Origin of the sequence: Pseudomonas sp. B6002 (genome assembly GCF_013385985.1) — a bacterium.
Classification (GTDB): domain Bacteria; phylum Pseudomonadota; class Gammaproteobacteria; order Pseudomonadales; family Pseudomonadaceae; genus Aquipseudomonas.
Window position 1 is genome coordinate 438,251 of sequence record NZ_JACAOY010000006.1, and the last position, 18,429, is coordinate 456,679.

The 18,429-nt window shown below is 63.0% G+C and carries 14 protein-coding genes; 5 read left to right on the forward strand and 9 right to left on the reverse strand.

Annotation, left to right across the window (positions count from 1 at the left end):
• Positions 1-56 precede the first annotated feature (56 nt).
• On the reverse strand, positions 57-1,172 hold the full coding sequence (locus tag HX792_RS09230) for a Gfo/Idh/MocA family protein (RefSeq protein ID WP_176995778.1): 1,116 nt from the start codon (positions 1,170-1,172) through the stop codon (positions 57-59).
• 306 nt (positions 1,173-1,478) lie between these two features.
• Here HX792_RS09230 and HX792_RS09235 point away from each other — a divergent pair, with 306 nt between their 5' ends.
• The 5 genes from HX792_RS09235 (at position 1,479) to HX792_RS09255 (ending at position 6,784) form a co-directional block, all read left to right on the forward strand.
• Positions 1,479-2,519, forward strand: coding sequence for a YCF48-related protein (locus HX792_RS09235; protein WP_176996172.1), 1,041 nt, complete (start codon positions 1,479-1,481; stop codon positions 2,517-2,519).
• Positions 2,520-2,534: 15 nt separating this feature from the next.
• Entirely contained in the window at positions 2,535-4,910 is a 2,376-nt protein-coding gene (locus HX792_RS09240) for an RND family transporter (RefSeq protein WP_176995779.1), read from the forward strand.
• Between the two features lie 79 nt (positions 4,911-4,989).
• On the forward strand, positions 4,990-5,286 hold the full coding sequence (locus HX792_RS09245) for a DUF5629 family protein (protein WP_176995780.1): 297 nt from the start codon (positions 4,990-4,992) through the stop codon (positions 5,284-5,286).
• Positions 5,273-6,448 carry a lactonase family protein gene (locus HX792_RS09250; RefSeq protein WP_176995781.1) on the forward strand — a complete coding sequence of 392 codons (1,176 nt, stop codon included), beginning with the start codon at positions 5,273-5,275 and terminating at the stop codon, positions 6,446-6,448. The genes HX792_RS09245 and HX792_RS09250 overlap by 14 nt, the downstream gene beginning before the upstream one ends.
• 156 nt (positions 6,449-6,604) lie before the next feature.
• Complete coding sequence (locus HX792_RS09255) at positions 6,605-6,784, forward strand: hypothetical protein (RefSeq protein ID WP_010210027.1); 180 nt, start codon at positions 6,605-6,607, stop codon at positions 6,782-6,784.
• Between the two features lie 126 nt (positions 6,785-6,910).
• Here HX792_RS09255 and HX792_RS09260 read toward each other — a convergent pair whose 3' ends face one another.
• From HX792_RS09260 to HX792_RS09295, 8 genes are all read right to left on the reverse strand, one after another.
• Positions 6,911-7,504: a glutathione S-transferase gene (locus HX792_RS09260; protein ID WP_176995782.1), complete on the reverse strand. Its 594-nt coding sequence runs from the start codon at positions 7,502-7,504 to the stop codon at positions 6,911-6,913.
• Positions 7,501-11,139, reverse strand: coding sequence for an AAA family ATPase (locus HX792_RS09265; RefSeq protein ID WP_176995783.1), 3,639 nt, complete (start codon positions 11,137-11,139; stop codon positions 7,501-7,503). Before HX792_RS09265 ends, HX792_RS09260 begins: the two co-directional genes overlap by 4 nt.
• Positions 11,136-12,377, reverse strand: coding sequence for an exonuclease SbcCD subunit D C-terminal domain-containing protein (locus tag HX792_RS09270; RefSeq protein ID WP_176995784.1), 1,242 nt, complete (start codon positions 12,375-12,377; stop codon positions 11,136-11,138). Before HX792_RS09270 ends, HX792_RS09265 begins: the two co-directional genes overlap by 4 nt.
• A gap of 172 nt (positions 12,378-12,549) precedes the next feature.
• A complete protein-coding gene (locus tag HX792_RS09275; RefSeq protein ID WP_176995785.1) occupies positions 12,550-14,190 on the reverse strand; it encodes a BatD family protein in 1,641 nt (546 codons plus the stop codon).
• Entirely contained in the window at positions 14,187-15,926 is a 1,740-nt protein-coding gene (locus HX792_RS09280) for a tetratricopeptide repeat protein (RefSeq protein ID WP_176995786.1), read from the reverse strand. Before HX792_RS09280 ends, HX792_RS09275 begins: the two co-directional genes overlap by 4 nt.
• Positions 15,923-17,011 (reverse strand): VWA domain-containing protein, encoded by a 1,089-nt coding sequence (locus tag HX792_RS09285; RefSeq protein ID WP_176995787.1) that lies wholly within the window; start codon positions 17,009-17,011, stop codon positions 15,923-15,925. Before HX792_RS09285 ends, HX792_RS09280 begins: the two co-directional genes overlap by 4 nt.
• Positions 17,004-17,498, reverse strand: coding sequence for a DUF4381 domain-containing protein (locus HX792_RS09290; protein WP_176995788.1), 495 nt, complete (start codon positions 17,496-17,498; stop codon positions 17,004-17,006). The genes HX792_RS09285 and HX792_RS09290 overlap by 8 nt, the downstream gene beginning before the upstream one ends.
• Positions 17,495-18,427 (reverse strand): DUF58 domain-containing protein, encoded by a 933-nt coding sequence (locus HX792_RS09295; RefSeq protein ID WP_049712996.1) that lies wholly within the window; start codon positions 18,425-18,427, stop codon positions 17,495-17,497. Before HX792_RS09295 ends, HX792_RS09290 begins: the two co-directional genes overlap by 4 nt.
• Between the last annotated feature and the right edge of the window lie 2 nt (positions 18,428-18,429).

Sequence of the window (18,429 nt, forward strand, 5' to 3'; positions counted from 1 at the left end):
TCAGTTATACCGCCATCGCAGGCAAGCCAGCTCCCACAGAGGTTTTGTGGTGAGTTTTAGAGTGAGTTCACGTTGACCCAGCGCTCTTCTTTGGCGGCGACACGAATCGCCGTCGCCAGCCGCTCCACTGCCCACGCCGCTTCAAAATCAGTGCCATCCGCGCCTTGCCCCGCCAGCGCCATGATCAACTCCTGCACCTCCAGCGTCTTCAACTCGTTGTAGCCCAACTGATGGCCCGCCGCCGGGCTGAACGCCGCGTAGCCGGGTAGGGCCGGGCCGGCGAGCAGGCGCTGGAAACCGTCTTGGCCGACGCGGCACAGGCGCAGTTCATTCAAGCGTTCCTGGTCGAACGCCAAGGTACCCAGGGTGCCGCTGATCTCGAAACTCAGGTGGTTCTTGTAGCCGTGCTTGAGCCAACTGCTGCTCACCGTGCCACGTGCGCCATTGGCGAAGCGCAGCAGCGCGTGCACGTGATCGTCCACGGCGATGGCTTTGTGTTCGCTGCTGCCTTTGGTAGCCGGGCGGCGGGCATGCACGGTCTGGGTATCGGCACACACGCTCACCACATCCCCGACCAAATAACGGGCCATCGACAGCAAATGGCTGCCCAGGTCCGCGAGGGCGCCACCGGCATGCTCCACTTCACAGCGCCACGACCAAGGGGACGCGGGGTCGGCCATGAAGTCTTCGCTGAACTCGCCCTGGAAGCTGATGATCTCACCCAGTTCGCCTCGGGCAATCATCTGCTTGGCCAGCAGGATCATCGGGTTGTGCTGATAGTTGTAGCCCACCCGCGTCACCACCCCGGCCGCACTGGCGGCGCGGCGCATGGCATCGGCCTGTTCCAGGCTGACGGCCAGGGGTTTTTCGCAATACACCGCCTTGCCCGCCGCAATCGCGGCCATGGCCATGGGGTAGTGCAAGTGGTTGGGCGTGGTGATGGCGACGACGTCGACGTTGGGGTCGTTGACCAGGGCTTGCCAGTCGCCATGGGCCTGGGCAAACCCCCAGGCCGTGGCGCAGCGCTGGGCACGCTCGGTGTCGGCATCGGCCAGGGCGGCCAGCTTGAGGGTTACCGGCAGTTCGAACACCGCCCGGGCGTTGTTGAACGCCAACGCATGGGCGCGGCCCATGAAGCCTGTACCGATCAGGCCGATTCCGAGTTCACGCATAGCCGAGGTCCTTTGAATTATTGTTTTCAAGAGTGCTATTAATGGAATAAAAATTCCCGTAATTCAATAGATGGAATAAAAATTCATTTGTGTGCACTGATCAGCCTGACGAATGCCGCTATATTCAGCTGCGGAGGAAACGCCATCAGTTAACAAAAGATAACGTAGCGCCGATTGTCAGACGATTCCAAAGCCCGATAGGATGGCCGCAGCTTCCTCCAGGCGCTCTAGGTTGCAGGTTTCACGGCCCAGGAAGGCAGGCAATAACAATAATAAATGGGAGAAAGGTCTATGAGTGAGCCTGTCATGGGTTGGGTTGTTTGCCGCCCACGCGCCGCACGCAGGGTTGCGTTGCTGGCCACAGCGCTCTCGCTGTTTGGAGCCGTCGCGTTGCCGACCGCCGTCCAGGCCGCCAGCGATACCCCCGCCGCAACTGTGTTTGCGATTGAATCCCCCAAGGCCGCCAAGGGCCTGATGATCGACGTGGTCCACGCAGGCAAGCGCCTGGTGGCGGTCGGTGATCGCGGGCATATCCTCTATTCCGATGACCAGGGCGCTACCTGGACTCAAGCCAAGGTGCCCACCCGCCAACTGCTCACCGCCGTGTTCTTTGTCGATGACAAACAAGGCTGGGCTGTGGGCCATGATGCGCAAATCCTTGCCAGCACCGACGGCGGCGCCACCTGGACCCAGCAATACCAAGACCTCAAGCGCGAAGCCCCCTTACTCGATATCTGGTTCAACGACGCCAGCCACGGCCTGGCGGTCGGTGCCTACGGCGCGTTGATCGAAACCACCGACGGCGGCAAAACCTGGGAAGACGTCAGCGACCGCCTCGACAACGAAGACCAGTTCCACCTCAACGCCATCGCTCACATCAAGGACGCCGGCCTGTTCATCGTGGGCGAGCAGGGCAGCATGTTCCGCTCCCGCGACGACGGCCAGACCTGGGAAAAACTCGAAGGCCCCTACGAGGGCTCGTTGTTTGGCGTGATCGGCACGGCGCAAGCGCAAACCCTGTTGGCTTATGGCTTGCGCGGCAACTTGTACCGTTCCACGGATTTCGGCAGCACCTGGGAGCAGGTTGAACTGAACGCGGCGCGGGGAGCGCTGGAGTTTGGCTTGTCGGGCGCCACGTTGTTGGATGACGGCGCCATTGTTGTCGTCGGCAACGGTGGCAGTGTGGTGGTCAGCCATGACGACGGGGTGACGTTCAGCGTGTTCAACCGGCCGGACCGCATTTCGCTGTCGTCCGTCACGGCGGCAGGCAATGGCAACCTGATTCTGGCCGGGCAGGGTGGCGTTCGCGTGGCCACGCCGACCGGCGCCGAACCGACAAAACAATAAGAAGGCGGGGAAAGAATGAGCAGTCATCACAACGATAAAGCGACCTTTCTTGAGCGCCTGATCTTCAACAACCGCCCGGCAGTGATCGTGATCTGCCTGCTGGTGAGTATTTTTCTGTTCTGGCAGGCGACGTTGATTCGCCCGTCCACCAGCTTTGAAAAGATGATCCCCCTCAAGCACCCCTTCATCGAGAAGATGATGGAGCACCGCAATGACCTGGCGAACCTGGGCAACACGGTGCGCATCTCGGTGGAGGCCAAGGACGGTGACATCTTCACCAAGGAATACATGGAGACCCTGCGTCAGATCAACGACGAGGTGTTCTACATCAACGGCGTCGACCGCTCGGGCCTCAAGTCGCTGTGGAGCCCCAGCGTGCGCTGGACCGAAGTGACCGAAGAAGGCTTTGCGGGCGGTGAAGTGATCCCGCAAAGCTACAACGGCTCGCCGGAAAGCCTCGACCAGCTGCGCAACAACGTGCTCAAGTCCGGCCAGGTCGGACGCCTGGTGTCCAACGACTTCAAGTCGAGCATCGTCGATATCCCGCTGCTGGAGTCCTACCCGGACCCACAGGACCAGGGCAAGTTGCTCGCCCTGGACTACCGCAAGTTCTCCCACGAACTGGAAGACAAGATCCGCGACAAGTTCGAAGCGCAGAACCCCAACGTCAAGATCCACATCGTCGGTTTCGCCAAGAAGGTCGGCGACCTGATCGATGGCCTGGTGATGGTGGTGATGTTCTTCGGCGTCGCGTTTGTCATCACCCTGATCCTGCTGCTGTGGTTCACCAACTGCCTGCGCAGCACCGTCGCGGTGTTGAGCACCACGCTGGTGGCGGTGATCTGGCAACTGGGGTTGATGCACTTCTTCGGTTTCGGCCTTGATCCGTATTCGATGCTGGTGCCGTTCCTGATCTTCGCCATTGGTATTTCCCACGGCGTGCAGAAGATCAACGGCATTGCTTTGCAATCCAGTGAAGCCGACAACGCGCTGACAGCGGCGCGACGCACATTCCGCCAGCTGTTCCTGCCCGGCATGATCGCGATTCTCGCCGACGCGGTGGGCTTCATCACGCTGCTGATCATCGATATCGGCGTGATCCGTGAACTGGCCATCGGCGCCTCCATCGGTGTGGCGGTGATTGTGTTCACCAACCTGATCCTGCTGCCGGTGGCGATTTCCTACGTGGGCATCAGCAAGCGCGCCATCGCCAAGAGCAAAAAGGACGCCAACCGCGAACACTCGTTCTGGCGCCTGCTGTCGAACTTTGCCAGCCCCAAAGTCGCGCCGATCTCCATTGCCCTGGCCGTGGTCGCCTTTGGCGGCGGCCTCTGGTACAGCCAGAACCTCAAGATCGGCGACCTCGACCAAGGCGCGCCGGAACTGCGCCCGGACTCGCGCTACAACAAGGACAACAACTTCATCATCAGCAACTACTCCACCAGCTCCGACGTGCTGGTGGTGATGGTCAAGACCAAGGCTGAAGGCTGCTCACGCTATGAGGCCATGGCGCCCATCGACCAGTTGATGTGGAAGATGCAGAACACCGAGGGCGTGCAGTCGGCCATCTCGCTGGTCACCGTGTCCAAGCAGATGATCAAGGGCATGAACGAGGGCAACCTGAAATGGGAGACCCTGTCGCGTAACCCGGATGTATTGAACAACTCCATCGCCCGGGCTGACGGCCTGTACAACAACAATTGTTCGCTGGCGCCGGTGCTGGTGTTCCTCAACGACCACAAGGCCGAAACCCTCGACCGCGCGGTGCATGCGGTGCAGGACTTCGCCAAGGAAAACAACAAGGATGGCCTGGAATTCATCCTGGCGGCGGGCAATGCCGGGATCGAAGCCGCCACCAACGAGGTGATCAAGGAGTCGGAACTGACCATCCTGATCCTGGTGTACCTGTGCGTGGCCACCATGTGCATGATCACCTTCCGTTCCTGGGCGGCCACCCTGTGCATCGTGTTGCCGCTGGTGCTGACCTCGGTGCTGGGCAACGCGCTGATGGCGTTCATGGGCATCGGCGTCAAGGTCGCAACCTTGCCGGTGGTGGCCCTGGGCGTGGGGATTGGCGTGGACTACGGCATCTACATCTACAGCCGCCTGGAAAGCTTCCTGCGTGCCGGTCTGCCACTGCAAGAGGCGTACTACCAGACGCTCAAGTCCACCGGTAAAGCCGTGCTGTTCACCGGCCTGTGCCTGGCGATCGGCGTGTGCACCTGGATCTTCTCGGCCATCAAGTTCCAGGCCGACATGGGCCTGATGCTGACCTTCATGTTGCTGTGGAACATGTTCGGTGCGCTGTGGCTGCTGCCGGCGCTGGCGCGGTTCCTGATCAAGCCGGAGAAGTTGGCGGGGCAGAAGGGCAATTCACTCTTCGCGCACTGATCGATTTAGACCATTGCCGCAAGGCACGGCGGGGGAATTGACCTATCATGTGTCTTTTCCCCCGCAGTGATTTCACATCATGACCGACGCAACACCAGACCTGAGCAAAGCCCTCAACGACAGCGACATGCTGATCATCAACGGGCTGCACGCCTTCGACTTCACGTTTGACCAGCATCTGCTGATCGAAAGCATGGATGGCCGGGAACTCAAGCGTTGGAAGTTCAGTCCAGAACAACTCAATGCCGCCACCTTTGACGACAGCTTGCAGAGCTGGCTTTTGAACAACGAAGACGGTGAACACCGTCTAGTCTGTTTGAGCGCGATCAAGGGCGACAATAACAACGACGAGGACGAAGCGGATGATGATGCGTAAATTCTGGCCCCTGCTGATGGCGGGCAGTGTCGGTGCCATGTCGGTGCAAGCCGCCCCGGCGGATACCTACGAATTGCTGGTAGGCAGCTACACCGCCGGTACCAGCGAAGGGATCTACCGCCTGCAATTCGACAGCCGTACCGGGCAGTTCAGCGGCAAGCCGGTACTGGCGGCCAAGGCGGCCAACCCGTCGTGGCTGACGATCTCCAAAGACCAGAAGCACCTGTATGTGGTCAACGAGAACGGCCCGGGCCAGAAAGACCCGGTGGGACGTGTCAGCAGCTACAGCATCGACCCGCAGAACCATCAGCTCACCCTGATCAACCAGGTGCAGAGCCTGGGCAATGAGCCCACGCACTCCAGCGTAGCCGCCGATGGCCGCTACCTGTTCGTCGCCAACTATTCGGTACTGGAAGACCCGGGCGGCAGCCTGGCGATCCTGCCGCTGGACGCCAATGGCAAGCTGTCGGCGCCGGTGCAGTTGAGCGGGCACCCGGCCAGCCGCGTGAACCCTGAGCGCCAGGCGTCCAACCATGTGCACTCGGTGGTGTCTTCGCCAGACGGCAAGTACGTGTTTGTGCAGGACCTGGGTGCAGACAAGGTGTTTGCCTACCGTTACGACCCCAAGGCCAACCATGAACTGCCGCTGACCCCGGCCAACCCGGCCGCGGTGCAACTGCCCCCGGGCAGCGGCCCTCGGCACCTGTTGTTCAGCGCCGACGGCAAGCATGCCTGGCTGACCACCGAGATGAGCGCGCAAGTCGCAGTGTTCGATTACAACGACGGCAAGCTCAGCCAGACCCAACTGGTGGACTTCGCCGCTGACCAACCAGTGTCCGACAAGGCCGGCGCCGCGTTGCATGCGTCCAGTGACGGCAAGTTCCTCTACGTGAGCAACCGTGGCACCGCCAACCAGATGCTGGTGTTCAGCATCGATCCGGCCACCGCGCACCTCAAGGAGCTGCAGCGCCGCTCCGTGGAAGGCGACCACCCGCGCGAATTCAGCCTGGACCCGAGCGGCAAGTTTTTGCTGATCGCCAACCAGAAAAGTAACGAAATCGTGGTGGTCGAACGCGATCCCAAGACCGGTCTGCTCGGCAAAACCGTGCAAAAACTGGCCATCGATGCGCCCAGCGACCTCAAGTTCCTGGTGCGTCAGTAAGCCGCAGGCCCCGTATTGCGGGGCCTGACCCTTTCTATTAATTCCATTAATAGCGGCTACTGTTTCAAAGCATTTCTAAGGTTTAACCCTCGGGCGTAAGTTTGGTTCCAAGGCCTTCACCGGCCACTCAACCAGACGAACACAAGGGTTACCGACATGAATTTGAATCTCTTCTCGATCATCGCCGCTTCCGCCGTTTCCGCCACTGTGGCCCTGCCTGCCGCCGCCAGCGTGGAAGTCACCGGCAAAAAATCCAGCACCAGCGCCTACACCCAGAAATACCTGCAACAGAGCGCCAACTTCTACGCGGCCCTGGATCACAAGACCCAGCAGTGAGCTGATGTGCCTGCTGAGGGCGATGGTTGTCTTTGAGGCCCTATCGCCGGCAAGCCGGCTCCTACAGTGTTGTGCGCATCGCCTAATGTAGGAGCCCGCTTGCGGGCGATGAAGACGACGCGGTATTCAAGGTTTCGCCATTACCGCCATGAACAATGGCGACGCCAGAAAGCGCTCAAGCCAAACCTGTAACCGCTTATACGAAGTTCCGGCAAACCACACTCGATCCACATGGGCATACTGACGCACGAAGGGCGCCAGTGCAGCATCCGCCAGGGTCAGGTGGTTGGCCACCAGGTAATCCCGCTCAGCCAGCAAACTCTCCAGCTTCTGCAGGAACACCTCGCCCCCGGCCCGATAATGTTCCATCGGCTGCTCGGGGTAGCGCTCGGCGTACTTGTATCGATTCAAGTAATACTTGAAGTCCTGGTCGTTTTCGGCGATCAACGCCAATATCGCCGGGTCGCCTTGCAACAACCAGTTATCCGGGTCGTTCTGGGCCAAGGCCCACTGCATGATCTCCAAGCTTTCTTCGATCACTCGCCCGTCAACGCTCAACACCGGCACCGTGCCCTTGGGCGACAACGCCAGCATCTCGGCGGGCTTGGCCTTGAGGCTCACCTCGACAATACGCACTGGCACGCCCGAGTAACGCAACGCCAGCCGCGCGCGCATCGCATAGGGGCAGCGCCGGAACGAATACAGCAGCGCTTCGCTCACTTGACCTCCAGGGTGCTCAAGCCATTGCCTTGGCGCTTGACCTGGATCTGCACCGGGATGCGCTCGTGCATTTCCTGCACGTGGGAAATCACTGCGACCTTGCGGCCCTGGGCCTGCAAGCCGTCCAGCGCATCCATCGCCAGTTGCAGCGATTCCGGATCCAGGCTGCCAAAACCTTCATCGATAAACAGCGACTCGATCTTCAACGTGCTCGACGCCATCGACGCCAGGCCCAGGGCCAGCGCCAGGGACACCAGGAAGGTTTCACCGCCGGACAACGAGTGCACCGAGCGCAGTTCATCGCCCATCTCTGTGTCCATCACCAACAAACCGAGCATGCTGCCGCCGCGCTTGAGGCGGTAGCGCCGCACCAGCTGGCGCAGTTGTACGTTGGCGTGGTGCACCAGCAGGTCGAGGTTGTAGGCCTGGGCGATCTTGCGGAACGTATCGCCGGTGGCAGAACCGATCAACGCGTTCAGGCGTGCCCAGCGCTGCCACTCGTCGTAGGCCTGGGTGATCTGTTCGGCGAAGGCCTGGTTGGCATCCTGGCGGCGCTGGTCTTCGGATTGGCGCGCGCGCAACTCGGCGCAGTGTTTTTCGCTGTCGGCCAACTGCTGGTTGAGGCTGGCCAGGGCGCTGTCCAATGCCTCGGCGTCGAGGTTGCCATTGTGCTGGGCCTGATGCTGAGCCAGCAGATGCTCGCGCTCTTGCAGCAGGACCTTGGCCTGCTCGACGGCTTTTTCGCTGTGTTGCAGTTGCTGGCGCAACTGGCTGACTTGGGTGTCGTCGTAGGCCAGCAAGCGGTCCAGGCCGGCGTCGTCGAGTTCCGGGTGTAGGGCACGCCACTCGCCGAGGCGACTGGAGAGGGTCTGTTGTTCGGCTTGCAAAGCCTGCTCACGCTCCTGCTGGGCCTTGAGGTCGGCCGCCAGTTGGATCAGTGCGTTGTGGATCTCTTGCAGCTGTTTACTGGCATCGGTTTCGCTCTGGCGTGAGCCGGTGACGGCCTCATCCAACAGGTGTTGCCACTGTTCGGCGCTGGTATGTTCGCCGAGCAATGCGCCGAGCGTGGCCTGGGCTGCCTGATGCTGGGCCGCCAGGTCATTGACCTGTTGAACCAGCACATCGCGTTGTTGCTGGCGATGCTGTTGGTGGGTCTGTTCTTTCTCGATGACCTGCTGGCGTTCTTGCCGCTCGGCCAGCTCGTCGCGTTGGTGGCCCAGCTGTTCAAGGCGCTGGCTGACCTGCTGATCCAGCTGCATGAAGGTGGCGGCCGGCTCGGTGCGCAAGCCTTCCAGGGTGTGCGCAGGCAGCAGGCTGGCGAAGGCGCTCAGTTCCTCGTCGAGACGTTCGCGGTCGTTGGCCAACTCGCGTTGCTGATCCACCAGCAATTGGCGCGCCTGTTGGCTGGCTTCCTGGGCGGCTTGCACTTGTTGCTGCAGGCGCCCGGCGTTTTGTTGCAGGTTGAGCAGGGCGCCTTGGCGCTGTTCGTCCTGGGTGATGCTCTGGGTCAGTTGGCCCAGTTGCTGGTCCAGCCAGGCGCTGCGTTTGGCCGCGCCCTGGTCGAACAAGGCCGCAGACAACGGGTGCGCCTCCAGGCTTGGCTTGAGGGCTTGCTGTTGCGTCGCCAGCTGTTCCTGTTGTTGCAGGTATTCCTTTTGCTGGGCGATCAGGCCGCCCACTTCACCGCGCAGCTCGGTGAGTTTTTCCTTGAGGGTGTCGACGGCTTTCTGTGCCGAGGCCTCTTCGTTTTCGTCATGCCGACCGAGGCTTTGCAACAGGGCTTCGGGCTGGTGGTACGGGTGCTCGTGGCTGCCACACACCGGGCACGGCTGGTCGTCCTGCAGCTGCTCGCGCAACTCTTCGACGCTGGCGCTGCGCGCCAGGCGCTGGCGTTCCAGCAGCTGTTTGGTCACGCTCAGTGTTTGTTCGGCAACGGTCAATTCGGCTTTGGTTTGCAGGCCGGTCTGGTTCAGTTGCTCGCGCTGCTGTTGGGCATCGGTGAGTTTTTGCGTCAGCGTGGCGCCTTGCTGGTCCAGCTGTTGCTGGCTGTCCCACAGGCGCGTCAGGTCTTCGAAGGCGCGTTGCTGCTTGCGATTGTCCTGCAACAGGCTGGCGAGCAATTGGATCTGCTCGGCCACCGCATGGGGTTCAGCGCCAGCTTCCTGATACAGCAGGTCCAGGGCTTCGCGTTGCGCGGTGAACTGCTCGGCGGCGCGGGTGGCGCGTTCTTCCAGTTGCGGCAGTTCGGCGTGGCCTTTGTTCAGGCGATTGCCGATCAACATCAGCTGTTGCAGGCGGTCGCGGTAAGCCGTCCAGGCATCGCTCAAGGGCGCGAATTCGGCACTGCGCTCTAGCTCAGTCGCCAGGCGTTGCAGGCGTTCTGCGACCTGGTTCTGTTTGTCCAGCAGGCCATTGAGCTGTGTCAGGCCTTCGGTGCAGGCGTTTTCCTGCTGCTGTTTTTCTTCGGAGCGCTTGGCTAATTCGGTGGTTAAGCGGGTGAGGGTGCTTTGCTCTTCAAATGCCTGGCGCAGCAAAGGCCCTGCATCGGTCTGGCTTTGCAGGGCTGCGGCCAAGGCAGTTTGCGCGTTGGCTTGTTGTTGCTGGGCCTGTTCCTGTGCGGTATGCAGTTCAGCTTGTTGCTGGATGTGCGATTGAATCTGCACAGCCAACGGGGCGAGTAAGCCGCCGAGTTCGGCTTGGCGCGCAAACTGATGGCGTTGCGGCGCCAACTGCTCCAGGCGGTTCAGGTCTTCGCGTTGCTGGCCCTGGTTCTCCCATTCGGCTTGCGCGCGTTGCAGTTGTTCGGTGGCGGCCAGCTGGCGTTCCTGCCAGTCGCGCAATTCCTTGAGCCAGGTGTGTTGAAGCTCCAGCTGTTTGAACTGGGCTTGCTGGGTTTTGAGCTGCTGCTGCGCGGCGTCAAACTGCTGGTCCAGTTCAGCGCGTGCTTCGGGCGCCAGGGGAACCACGCCAACCGCCTGGTCCTGCAACTGCTTGTGTACGTCACGGGCCTCTTTAGCCTTGTCGAAGGCACGCCGGCCGAGCTGGGTGTAAAGCGCGGTGTCGGTGAGCTTCTCCAGCAGTTCGCTGCGCTCGTTGTCGTTGGCCTTGAGGAAGGCACTGAACTCGCTTTGCGCCAGCAACACCGCACGGGTGAATTGCTCGAAATTCAGCCCCAGGGCCAGTTCCAGTTGGGTCTTGTATTCGGTTTTCTGACTGGCCAGCAGTTGCTCGCTGTCCAGGTCGATCAGGCTCTGGCGGCTGTTCTGCAACTTGCCACTGGCCTTGTCACGGGCGCGGTTGGCCTCCCAGCGTGCGCGGTAGCGCGTGCCGCTGACACCGACAAAATCCACCTCGGCGTACCCGCCGCCGGTGCCGCGACGCAGCAACGTACGTGGGTCACCGATGGAAATATCGCTGTCGGCATCCGGCATTTTCGCCTGGCCGGTATCGCCCAGGCGCGGCACGGCGCCGAACAACGCCAGGCACAGGGCATCCAGCAAGGTACTTTTACCGGCACCGGTCGGCCCGGTAATCGCGAACAACCCAGCACTGGCCAGGGGCTCGGCGGTGAAATCGATCTCGAACGGGCCGGCCAGGGAGGCCAGGTTCTTCAGGCGGATGGCGAGGATCTTCATGGCTGTTCGCCCTCCTGTTGCACTTCCTGGAGCAGCACGGCGAAGTCCTTCAAGGTCTGTTCGTCCACTTCGCTGCCATAGCTGTCCTGCCAGGCACGGCTGAACAGTTCCTGGGGCGTGAGCTGGTCAAGTTCGACCAGGCGATCTTCGCCTTCCTCCTCACGGCTGCCTTTGCCCGCGTACTCGGCCGCGATGCGCACCAGGCGCACCGCCTTGCCTTGCAGGGCGGTCTCGATCTGCTGGCGCAGGTCGGGTTGCGGCTCGTCGAGGCGCACACGCACTTCCAGCCAGGGGTGACGTTGGGTTTCGGCGAGCAGGTCGATGTCCGGCAACTCGGCAAGCTGCGCGAGAATCTCCGCCAGGGGCGCGGCTTCCAGGCGTTGCAGGTCGACCGAGCGCGGGATCAGGATCGGTTCGACACCCACCAGGGCTTGGCCCTGGAACGTCACGTCGAGAATCTGGTGCTTGTAGCCGATTTCGGAAAAAGACAGCGGGATTGGCGAGCCGCTGTAGCGAATGCGCTCTTCGCCGTTGACCTTTTGCGGCTTGTGCAAATGGCCGAGGGCAACGTACGCCACGCTTCTGTCGAACAGCTTGGCGGGCAGCGCTTCGGCATTACCGATAATCAGGCTGCGCTCGGAGTCTTCCGATACCGACCCACCGGCCATGTGCGCATGGCTGATGGCAATCAGCGCCTGGCCTTTCTTGCGCTTGGCGTTGGCGGCGGCGATCAGCCATTCATGCACCTGGCCGATACCCTGCAGGTAGTCGTCACCCAGCTGAGCGCCGGTGACTTCCGCCGGGCGCAAAAAGGGCAGCGCCAGGCACCAGGCGGCGATCTTGCCCTTGGCATCCGGCAGGGGGATCAGCAGGCGCTCGGCATCCAGTTGGCCGTCGTCCAGCCACAACACACGGCCCAGCGCGTGGGTGCGCAGGCGGCGCATCAGCGGCGCGGGCAGTTCAATACGGGAGCCGGAATCGTGGTTGCCGGCAATCATCACGATGGTCAGCTTGGGGTTCTGTTCGTGGGCGCTGATGATGAAGTCATACAGGCGCTCCTGGGCCTTGAGCGGCGGGTTGACCGTGTCGAAGATATCGCCGGCGATCAGCAGCGCATCCGGCAGCTGGGCCTTGAGCTGGCCCAGCAGCCATTCGAGAAAACAGGCGTGTTCGAAGTCGCGTTCCTGGCCGTGAAGATTTTGGCCCAGGTGCCAGTCGGAGGTGTGAAACAGACGCAAGGCGAACTCCGTGGAATAGATGAAAAGGAGGGGAGTTTACCCGTAAAAGCACCGCAGCTGCTCACCCCCTGTAGGAGCTGGCTTGCCGGCGATGGCGGTGTGTCAGCCAACAAATGTGTTGACTGATACACCGTCATCGCCGGCAAGCCGGCTCCTACAGGAGGGCGGCGAATTATTTGGGGTACAGCGGCGGCAAGCTGGTGGTGTCGGTGGCCGGGTCTGCTTCGCGTTCGGCCATAGGGATGGCTTTTACCGCACGCCACAGCTCTTCGCCTAGCCAGTACTGGCCGCTTTCGCTGTACAGCGCGCCGTTCAACCCATCCAGCGCATCCGACAGCGGCACAAACCGCGCCGCCATGTCGGCCAGGGTTTCCGGTTGCTGGCGGGCCCAGGCATCCAGGGCTTGGCGTGTCGCCTGAGGGTCGTTGGCCTGGGTGGCGCGTTTGAGGTCGTCGAGCAGCGTGCGTGGGCTCGGGCCGGTCTGTGCAGCACGTTGCACGGCCGGTTGCCGACGTGCACGCCACCACAGGCCAAAACCCAGCAGCGTGGTGCAGGCCAGGATCAACGTGCTCAGTTGCCACAGCCACAGGCGCTCATCGTCCGGCGCGGTGATCACGGTGGGCGTGGCTGGGGTGTCCACCACCAGACTCGGGTTGGTGGCCACTTGCAACGTGCGGGCGGGCAGGGTGGTGCGTTCGAGATGGTCTTCGTGGGTGTTCCACCACACCACCTCCACGGCCGGCAGTTCAACTGCGCCCGCCCGGGTCGGCACCAGGGCTTCGCGGTCTTCGCGGCTGCCGATCAGGCCACGGTCGTTGTTCTGGTTACCGAGCACCGGCTGGTCCGGGTAGCGGCGCAGGCCATTGATGTCGCTGCTGGGCAGGGCCGGCAACTGCGCACTGGAAAGCCCCTCGGCCTTGACGGTGAGGCTGCGGGTCAGCGAATCGCCGACCTGCACATGCTCAGGCTCCGGGTTCCAGCCTTCGGTGAGGTTCAAGCTGCGGGCCGGCAGCCAGGGCGCGTCGGCCGGGTACAGGGCGGGCTTGGGCTTGACCGTCAGCGCGAGCTCGGCAGAACTCACGTGGATCAGCTTGCCCGGCTTGGTGCCTTGCAGCGTGTTCTCCTGGGGTGGGCGCGACTCCACCAGCGTTGCGCTGAACGTCTGCGCCGGAATCACCAGGGCCCCGCTGTGTTGCGGGTAGATCGCGTAGCGGGTTTCGATCACGCCGTGGCGGATGCTGTTGATGACTTTTTCGTAGGTGCGTGACTCACCCAATTGTTCGATACGTGCGTCGGGGATCTGCAGCGGCGTGAGGCTGCTGTCGTCATACAGCGACACCGAGTGGTACACGCGCACGGTCAGCAGCGCCTGGGCTTGCACGTACACCGTGTTCTGGTCGAGGTTGGCTTCGATAAACACCGGGGCCAGTTCGGCGGCGGTGTCCTGGCTGGTGGTTTCTACCACTTGCAGGGTGATGGGTTGGGTCTTGAGTTCGCCGACTTGCAGCGGCGGGATGACCACGCTGCCGTTTTCCTTGGGCAGCAGGGTGATGATCCAGCGCGTGGTCGCGTGGTTGTCGCCGCCCAGGGTGGTGAGCTGGTTGATCTGGCGCGTGCCACTGACTTCGAACTGCGCGTCCAGGGGCGTCAGGTCCGGCTTGCCGAACTGGGTCACGTCGCTGGATTCCACCGTCAGCTCCACCGTTTCCCCGGAATTGAGGCGGCTGCGGTCGACGCTGGCGACCAGGTTCGCCGCCTGGGCGTGGCCTGCCGTTAACGCGAGCAGAAGCAGAAGGGTGGGGCGGCGGATCATCGAGTCTTGTCCTGATGTTGTTGCTGTTCGTACCAGAATTTGCGGCGCAGCAGTTCGCCAGGGTTGTCCGGGATCTCCCGCAGCCATTGCTCCAGGGCCTGGCGGTGTTCGCCGTCGATGCTGGCATCGGCAGGGCGCAGGGGCGGAGTGGTGGTTTGCTCGTCGCCCAACTCGCTGCCGGGTACTTCGTTACCGCCTGCTTGCGGTGTGGCGCCGGTCTGGGTATCGCCAGCCTGTGCGTCGTCCTGGCCCTGTGACGACTGTTCGGCGCCAGTGGCACTTTGCCCGGTCGCGCCCGGTTGCGCAGTTTGGCCGGGTTGGGTGGTTTCGTCATCCTCGTTTTTTGCAGGCTTGGGCGGCTCGGGTTGCGCCTGTTCCTGCAACAGGGTTTCCACCAGCGCCTTGTTTTTCAGGGCCGGTTGCAGGTCGGGCTGGGCTTCCAGGGCTTGCTCGTAAGCATCGATGGCCGCCTCCAGTTCACCGGCCTTGGCCAGGGCATTACCCCGATTGTAGTGGGAATAGGCGTCGTTGCCCTCGGCAAAGCGTTTGATCGCCTCGGCGTAGTTGCCCGCTTCGTACAGCGCCACGCCTTGCCACTGCGGGTCCTGGAAGTGCTCGGCCGCTTCGGCGGGGCGTTTTTGCTTGAGCAGGTACTGGCCTTGCTGGTCGGGGCGCAGCCACAGGTCTTGCAGCTCAAAGGCATAGCTGGGCTGCGGCGCGCCGAGCAGCAGCAACGGCAGGCAGAACAACCAGCCCCGGCGCCCGGCGCAGGCGGCCAGCAGCAACAGTGGCAGCAGCAGCCAATAGCCTTGGTCGGCCCAGGTGTCCAGGTGCAACAACTGGCCGTCATTGCGCAGGCTTTGCGGGCCGTCGAGCAGGCCCAGTTGGCGCAGGTCTTTGTCGTCCAGGCGCGCGGCTCGGTAGCGGCCGCCCATCTCACTGGCGAAAGCCTTGAGGGTCGGGCTGTCGAGGCGTGGCACCAGGATTGCGCCTTGTTCGTCCTTGAGGAACTCGCCGCTTTCCTGGGTCACCGGCGTGCCTTCGCGGCTGCCGATGCCGAGGATCGACAGGCTCGGCGACTGGCCACTTTGCAGCAGCAGGCGAATGCCCTGGCGTTCCTGTTTGGACAGTGATGAGCCGACCAGCAACAAGCGCCCCTGGCCGAGGCCGCCTTGTTTGAGCAGGCCCAAAGCCTTTTCAACCGCCAGGTCGGCGCGATGGCCAGGCTGCGGCATGATCGAGGGGCGCAGGGCTTCGAGCAGGTTGCGGCTGGTGGCCAGGTCGTCCGACAGCGGCACCAACGTGTGGGCGCTGCCGGCGTACACCACAATCGCCGTGGGGGCGTTGTCCCGCGCCTGCAACAAGTCATACAGCTTGCGCCGTGCTTGCTCCAGGCGGTTGGGCGGGCTGTCGGTGGCGAGCATTTCCGGGGTCAGTTCCAGCAACACCACCAACGGGTCGGAAGGTTTCTGGCTGGACTGCTCCACCCGTTGCCAACTGGGCCCCAGCAGCGCCAGCACGGCCAGCAGCCAGGCAATGCCCAGTATCACCCACGGCGATTTGCTTTCGCGGCCGTTGCCGCCACTGAGCAATACCGCGTGAAAGGCTGGTGGCAGGATCATCTGCCAGCGCCCGGCGCGTTTCTGCCGGTGCCACAGTTGCCACAGCAACCAGCCGAGCAAGGGCAGCAGCAACAGCCACCAGGGACGGAACAGGTGCGGCCACAGGTCGATCATCGACGCCTCCGCAAGCGCAGGCGTTTGAGGCGTTGGCGCCATTCAGGGTGCTGTTGCAGAAAGTGGCCCTTGCTCGAGAGTTTGTTGAACAGCCGTTGCAGCGCGTTGTTCGGCCAGCGCTCCTGGATCACCAGCAGCATGCTCAGCACCAGCGCCAGCGCCAGTGGTGCGCTGTACAGCGCCTGGGCCGGGCGGGCCTGGGTGGGTTGCTGGGCCACGGGTTCGAGCTTGTCGAGGGTTTCCTTGATCTGCTGCAGTTCTTCGCCGTCACGGGCACGGAAGTAATGCCCGCCCGTGGCGTCGGCAATGGCCTTCAAGGCGGGTTCGTCGAGGTCCAGGCTCGGGTTCACACCGAGGATGCCCAATGAGCCGGTTTGCTCGGGGTCGGCGCCGATGCCGATCGGGTAGATTTTCACGCCTTCTTCAGCGGCCAGGCGGGCGGCGGTCAGCGGGTCGATCTGCCCGGCATTGTTGGCGCCGTCGGTGACCAGGATCAGCACGCGGCTCTGCGCCGGGCGTTGGCGCAGACGCTTCAGGGCCAGGCCGATAGCATCGCCGATAGCCGTGTTCTTGCCGGCGATGCCGATGCGCGCTTCGTCCAGCCAGGCGCGCACGGTGCGGCGGTCGAAGGTCAGCGGGGCTTGCAGGTAAGCCTGGCTGCCAAACAGGATCAGGCCTACGCGGTCACCTTCGCGCTCTTCGAGGAAGTCGCCCAGCAAGTGTTTGACCAGCGACAGGCGGCTCACATCGTCGTCCTGCCAGTGCATGTCGGGAAAGTCCATGGAGCCGGACACGTCCACCGCCACCAGCAAGTCGCGACCGCTGGCGGCAATCGGCAGCGGTTCGCCGAGCCATTCCGGGCGCGCGGCGGCGGTCAACAGCAGCAGCCACAGCACCACAAACGGCGCCTGTTGGCGCCAGCCCGGCAGGTTCACGCGGGCGCGGCGGCGGGCCAGGCCTTCAAGGTCGCTGAGGTAGCTGACTTTCAGCGCCGGCTCGCCGCTGTCGGCCACCGGCAGCACGAGGCGCATCAACCACGGCAAGGGCAACAGGACGAAGATCCACGGCCAGGCGAACTCAAACATGTTTGCGAATCCAGGTGTCGACGGCCTGGGTGAGGCCGGCGATGGCCTTGTCGTCCAGCTTGCATTCGGGTTTGTAGGCGCCTTCCACCAGCACCATCCAGCGCGTCAGGCCCGCCGCCGGGCAGCGGTTGTCGAGGAAGGCCAGCCATTTGCGCCCGTTGAGGGTATGGCTCTGGCTGTAAGGGTAGTCATTGCGACACAAGCGCTTGAGCAGGCCGTTGAGTTGCTGCAGCCAGGCGCCGGCAGGCGCTCCGTCGTAAGGCTTGGGCATCAGCGCCAGTTCCGCGAGGGCGGCGATGCGCAACGGGTCCAGGGGCTGTTCGGCGCGGGCCACCGGGCGCCGGGACGGCAGGAAGCGGCGCAGCGACCACGCACCCCAGCCCAACAGCGGGATCAACAGCAGCAACAGCCACCAGCCCGGCGCAGGCGGCCAGAAGCCGATGGCGGGCGGCGCGATCAGCGGTTGCAGTTGGTCGAGACTGCTCATTGCTTTTTAACCGGGCGTTGCGGGTTGAGGTATTCGCGCAGCTGCTCGACCATTTCGCTCTGGGTGCTCAAGGGCATCAGCAGGATCCGCAGTTTCTGCGCGAGCAGTTCCCAGCGGGCAATGCGTGCTTCGGCCTGGGCCTTGTAGGCCTGGCGCAAATCGAAGTTCAGCGTGTCCAGTTCCAGCTGTGCGCCTCTTTCTGCGAAACGCAGCAGCCCGGCGGCGGGGAGGGCGTGGTCCAGCGGGTCGGAGATCGGCAGCAGCAACAGGTCGCAATGCCGTGACAAAAGACTCAGCTGTTGCTCGGCACCCTCGGTGAGGGCGCGTTCATCACAGATCACAATCACCAGGCTGCCCGGGCGCAGCACTTCGCGGCCACGGCGCAGGGCCATGCCCAGCGCATCGGCTTCGGGGCGGCTCTCGGTGTTCAAGCTCTGGTTGACGCGCACCAGGCGGTTGAGCAGTTGCAGCAGGCTTTGCTTGCTGCGCCGGGGTTTGATTTCGTAGTGCTCGCTGTCGCCGAACACCAGCCCGCCGACGCGGTCGTTGTGCCCCAGGGCTGCCCAGCCGATCAGGCTGGCGGCCTGCGCGGCCAGCACTGATTTGAACATCTGCCCGGAGCCGAAAAACAGCCGGCAGCTTTGTTCCACCATGATGAAGATCGGTCGTTCGCGTTCTTCGTGGAACAGTTTGGTGTGCGGCTCCTGGGTGCGTGCGGTGACGCGCCAGTCGATGGTGCGCACGTCGTCCCCGGCCTGGTAGACCCGCACCTGGTCAAAGTCGACACCGCGCCCGCGCAGCTTGGAGTGGTGCAGACCGATCAACGGGCTGCGCTGGCTCGGGGTGGAAAACAGCTGTACTTCGCGCACGCGATGGCGCATCTCGATCAATTCGCTGAGGGTGACGCGGATACCATCGCTTGCGTTCATGG

Coding starts and splice junctions, on each gene's coding strand:
- HX792_RS09280 (WP_176995786.1), bottom strand. CDS start 15,926: ATGATCGACCTGTGGCCGCACCTGTTCCGTCCCTGGTGGCTGTTGCTG.
- HX792_RS09255 (WP_010210027.1), top strand. CDS start 6,605: ATGAATTTGAATCTCTTCTCGATCATCGCCGCTTCCGCCGTTTCCGCC.
- HX792_RS09265 (WP_176995783.1), bottom strand. CDS start 11,139: ATGAAGATCCTCGCCATCCGCCTGAAGAACCTGGCCTCCCTGGCCGGC.
- HX792_RS09240 (WP_176995779.1), top strand. CDS start 2,535: ATGAGCAGTCATCACAACGATAAAGCGACCTTTCTTGAGCGCCTGATC.
- HX792_RS09295 (WP_049712996.1), bottom strand. CDS start 18,427: ATGAACGCAAGCGATGGTATCCGCGTCACCCTCAGCGAATTGATCGAG.
- HX792_RS09245 (WP_176995780.1), top strand. CDS start 4,990: ATGACCGACGCAACACCAGACCTGAGCAAAGCCCTCAACGACAGCGAC.
- HX792_RS09275 (WP_176995785.1), bottom strand. CDS start 14,190: ATGATCCGCCGCCCCACCCTTCTGCTTCTGCTCGCGTTAACGGCAGGC.
- HX792_RS09290 (WP_176995788.1), bottom strand. CDS start 17,498: ATGAGCAGTCTCGACCAACTGCAACCGCTGATCGCGCCGCCCGCCATC.
- HX792_RS09250 (WP_176995781.1), top strand. CDS start 5,273: ATGATGATGCGTAAATTCTGGCCCCTGCTGATGGCGGGCAGTGTCGGT.
- HX792_RS09285 (WP_176995787.1), bottom strand. CDS start 17,011: ATGTTTGAGTTCGCCTGGCCGTGGATCTTCGTCCTGTTGCCCTTGCCG.
- HX792_RS09230 (WP_176995778.1), bottom strand. CDS start 1,172: ATGCGTGAACTCGGAATCGGCCTGATCGGTACAGGCTTCATGGGCCGC.
- HX792_RS09235 (WP_176996172.1), top strand. CDS start 1,479: ATGGGTTGGGTTGTTTGCCGCCCACGCGCCGCACGCAGGGTTGCGTTG.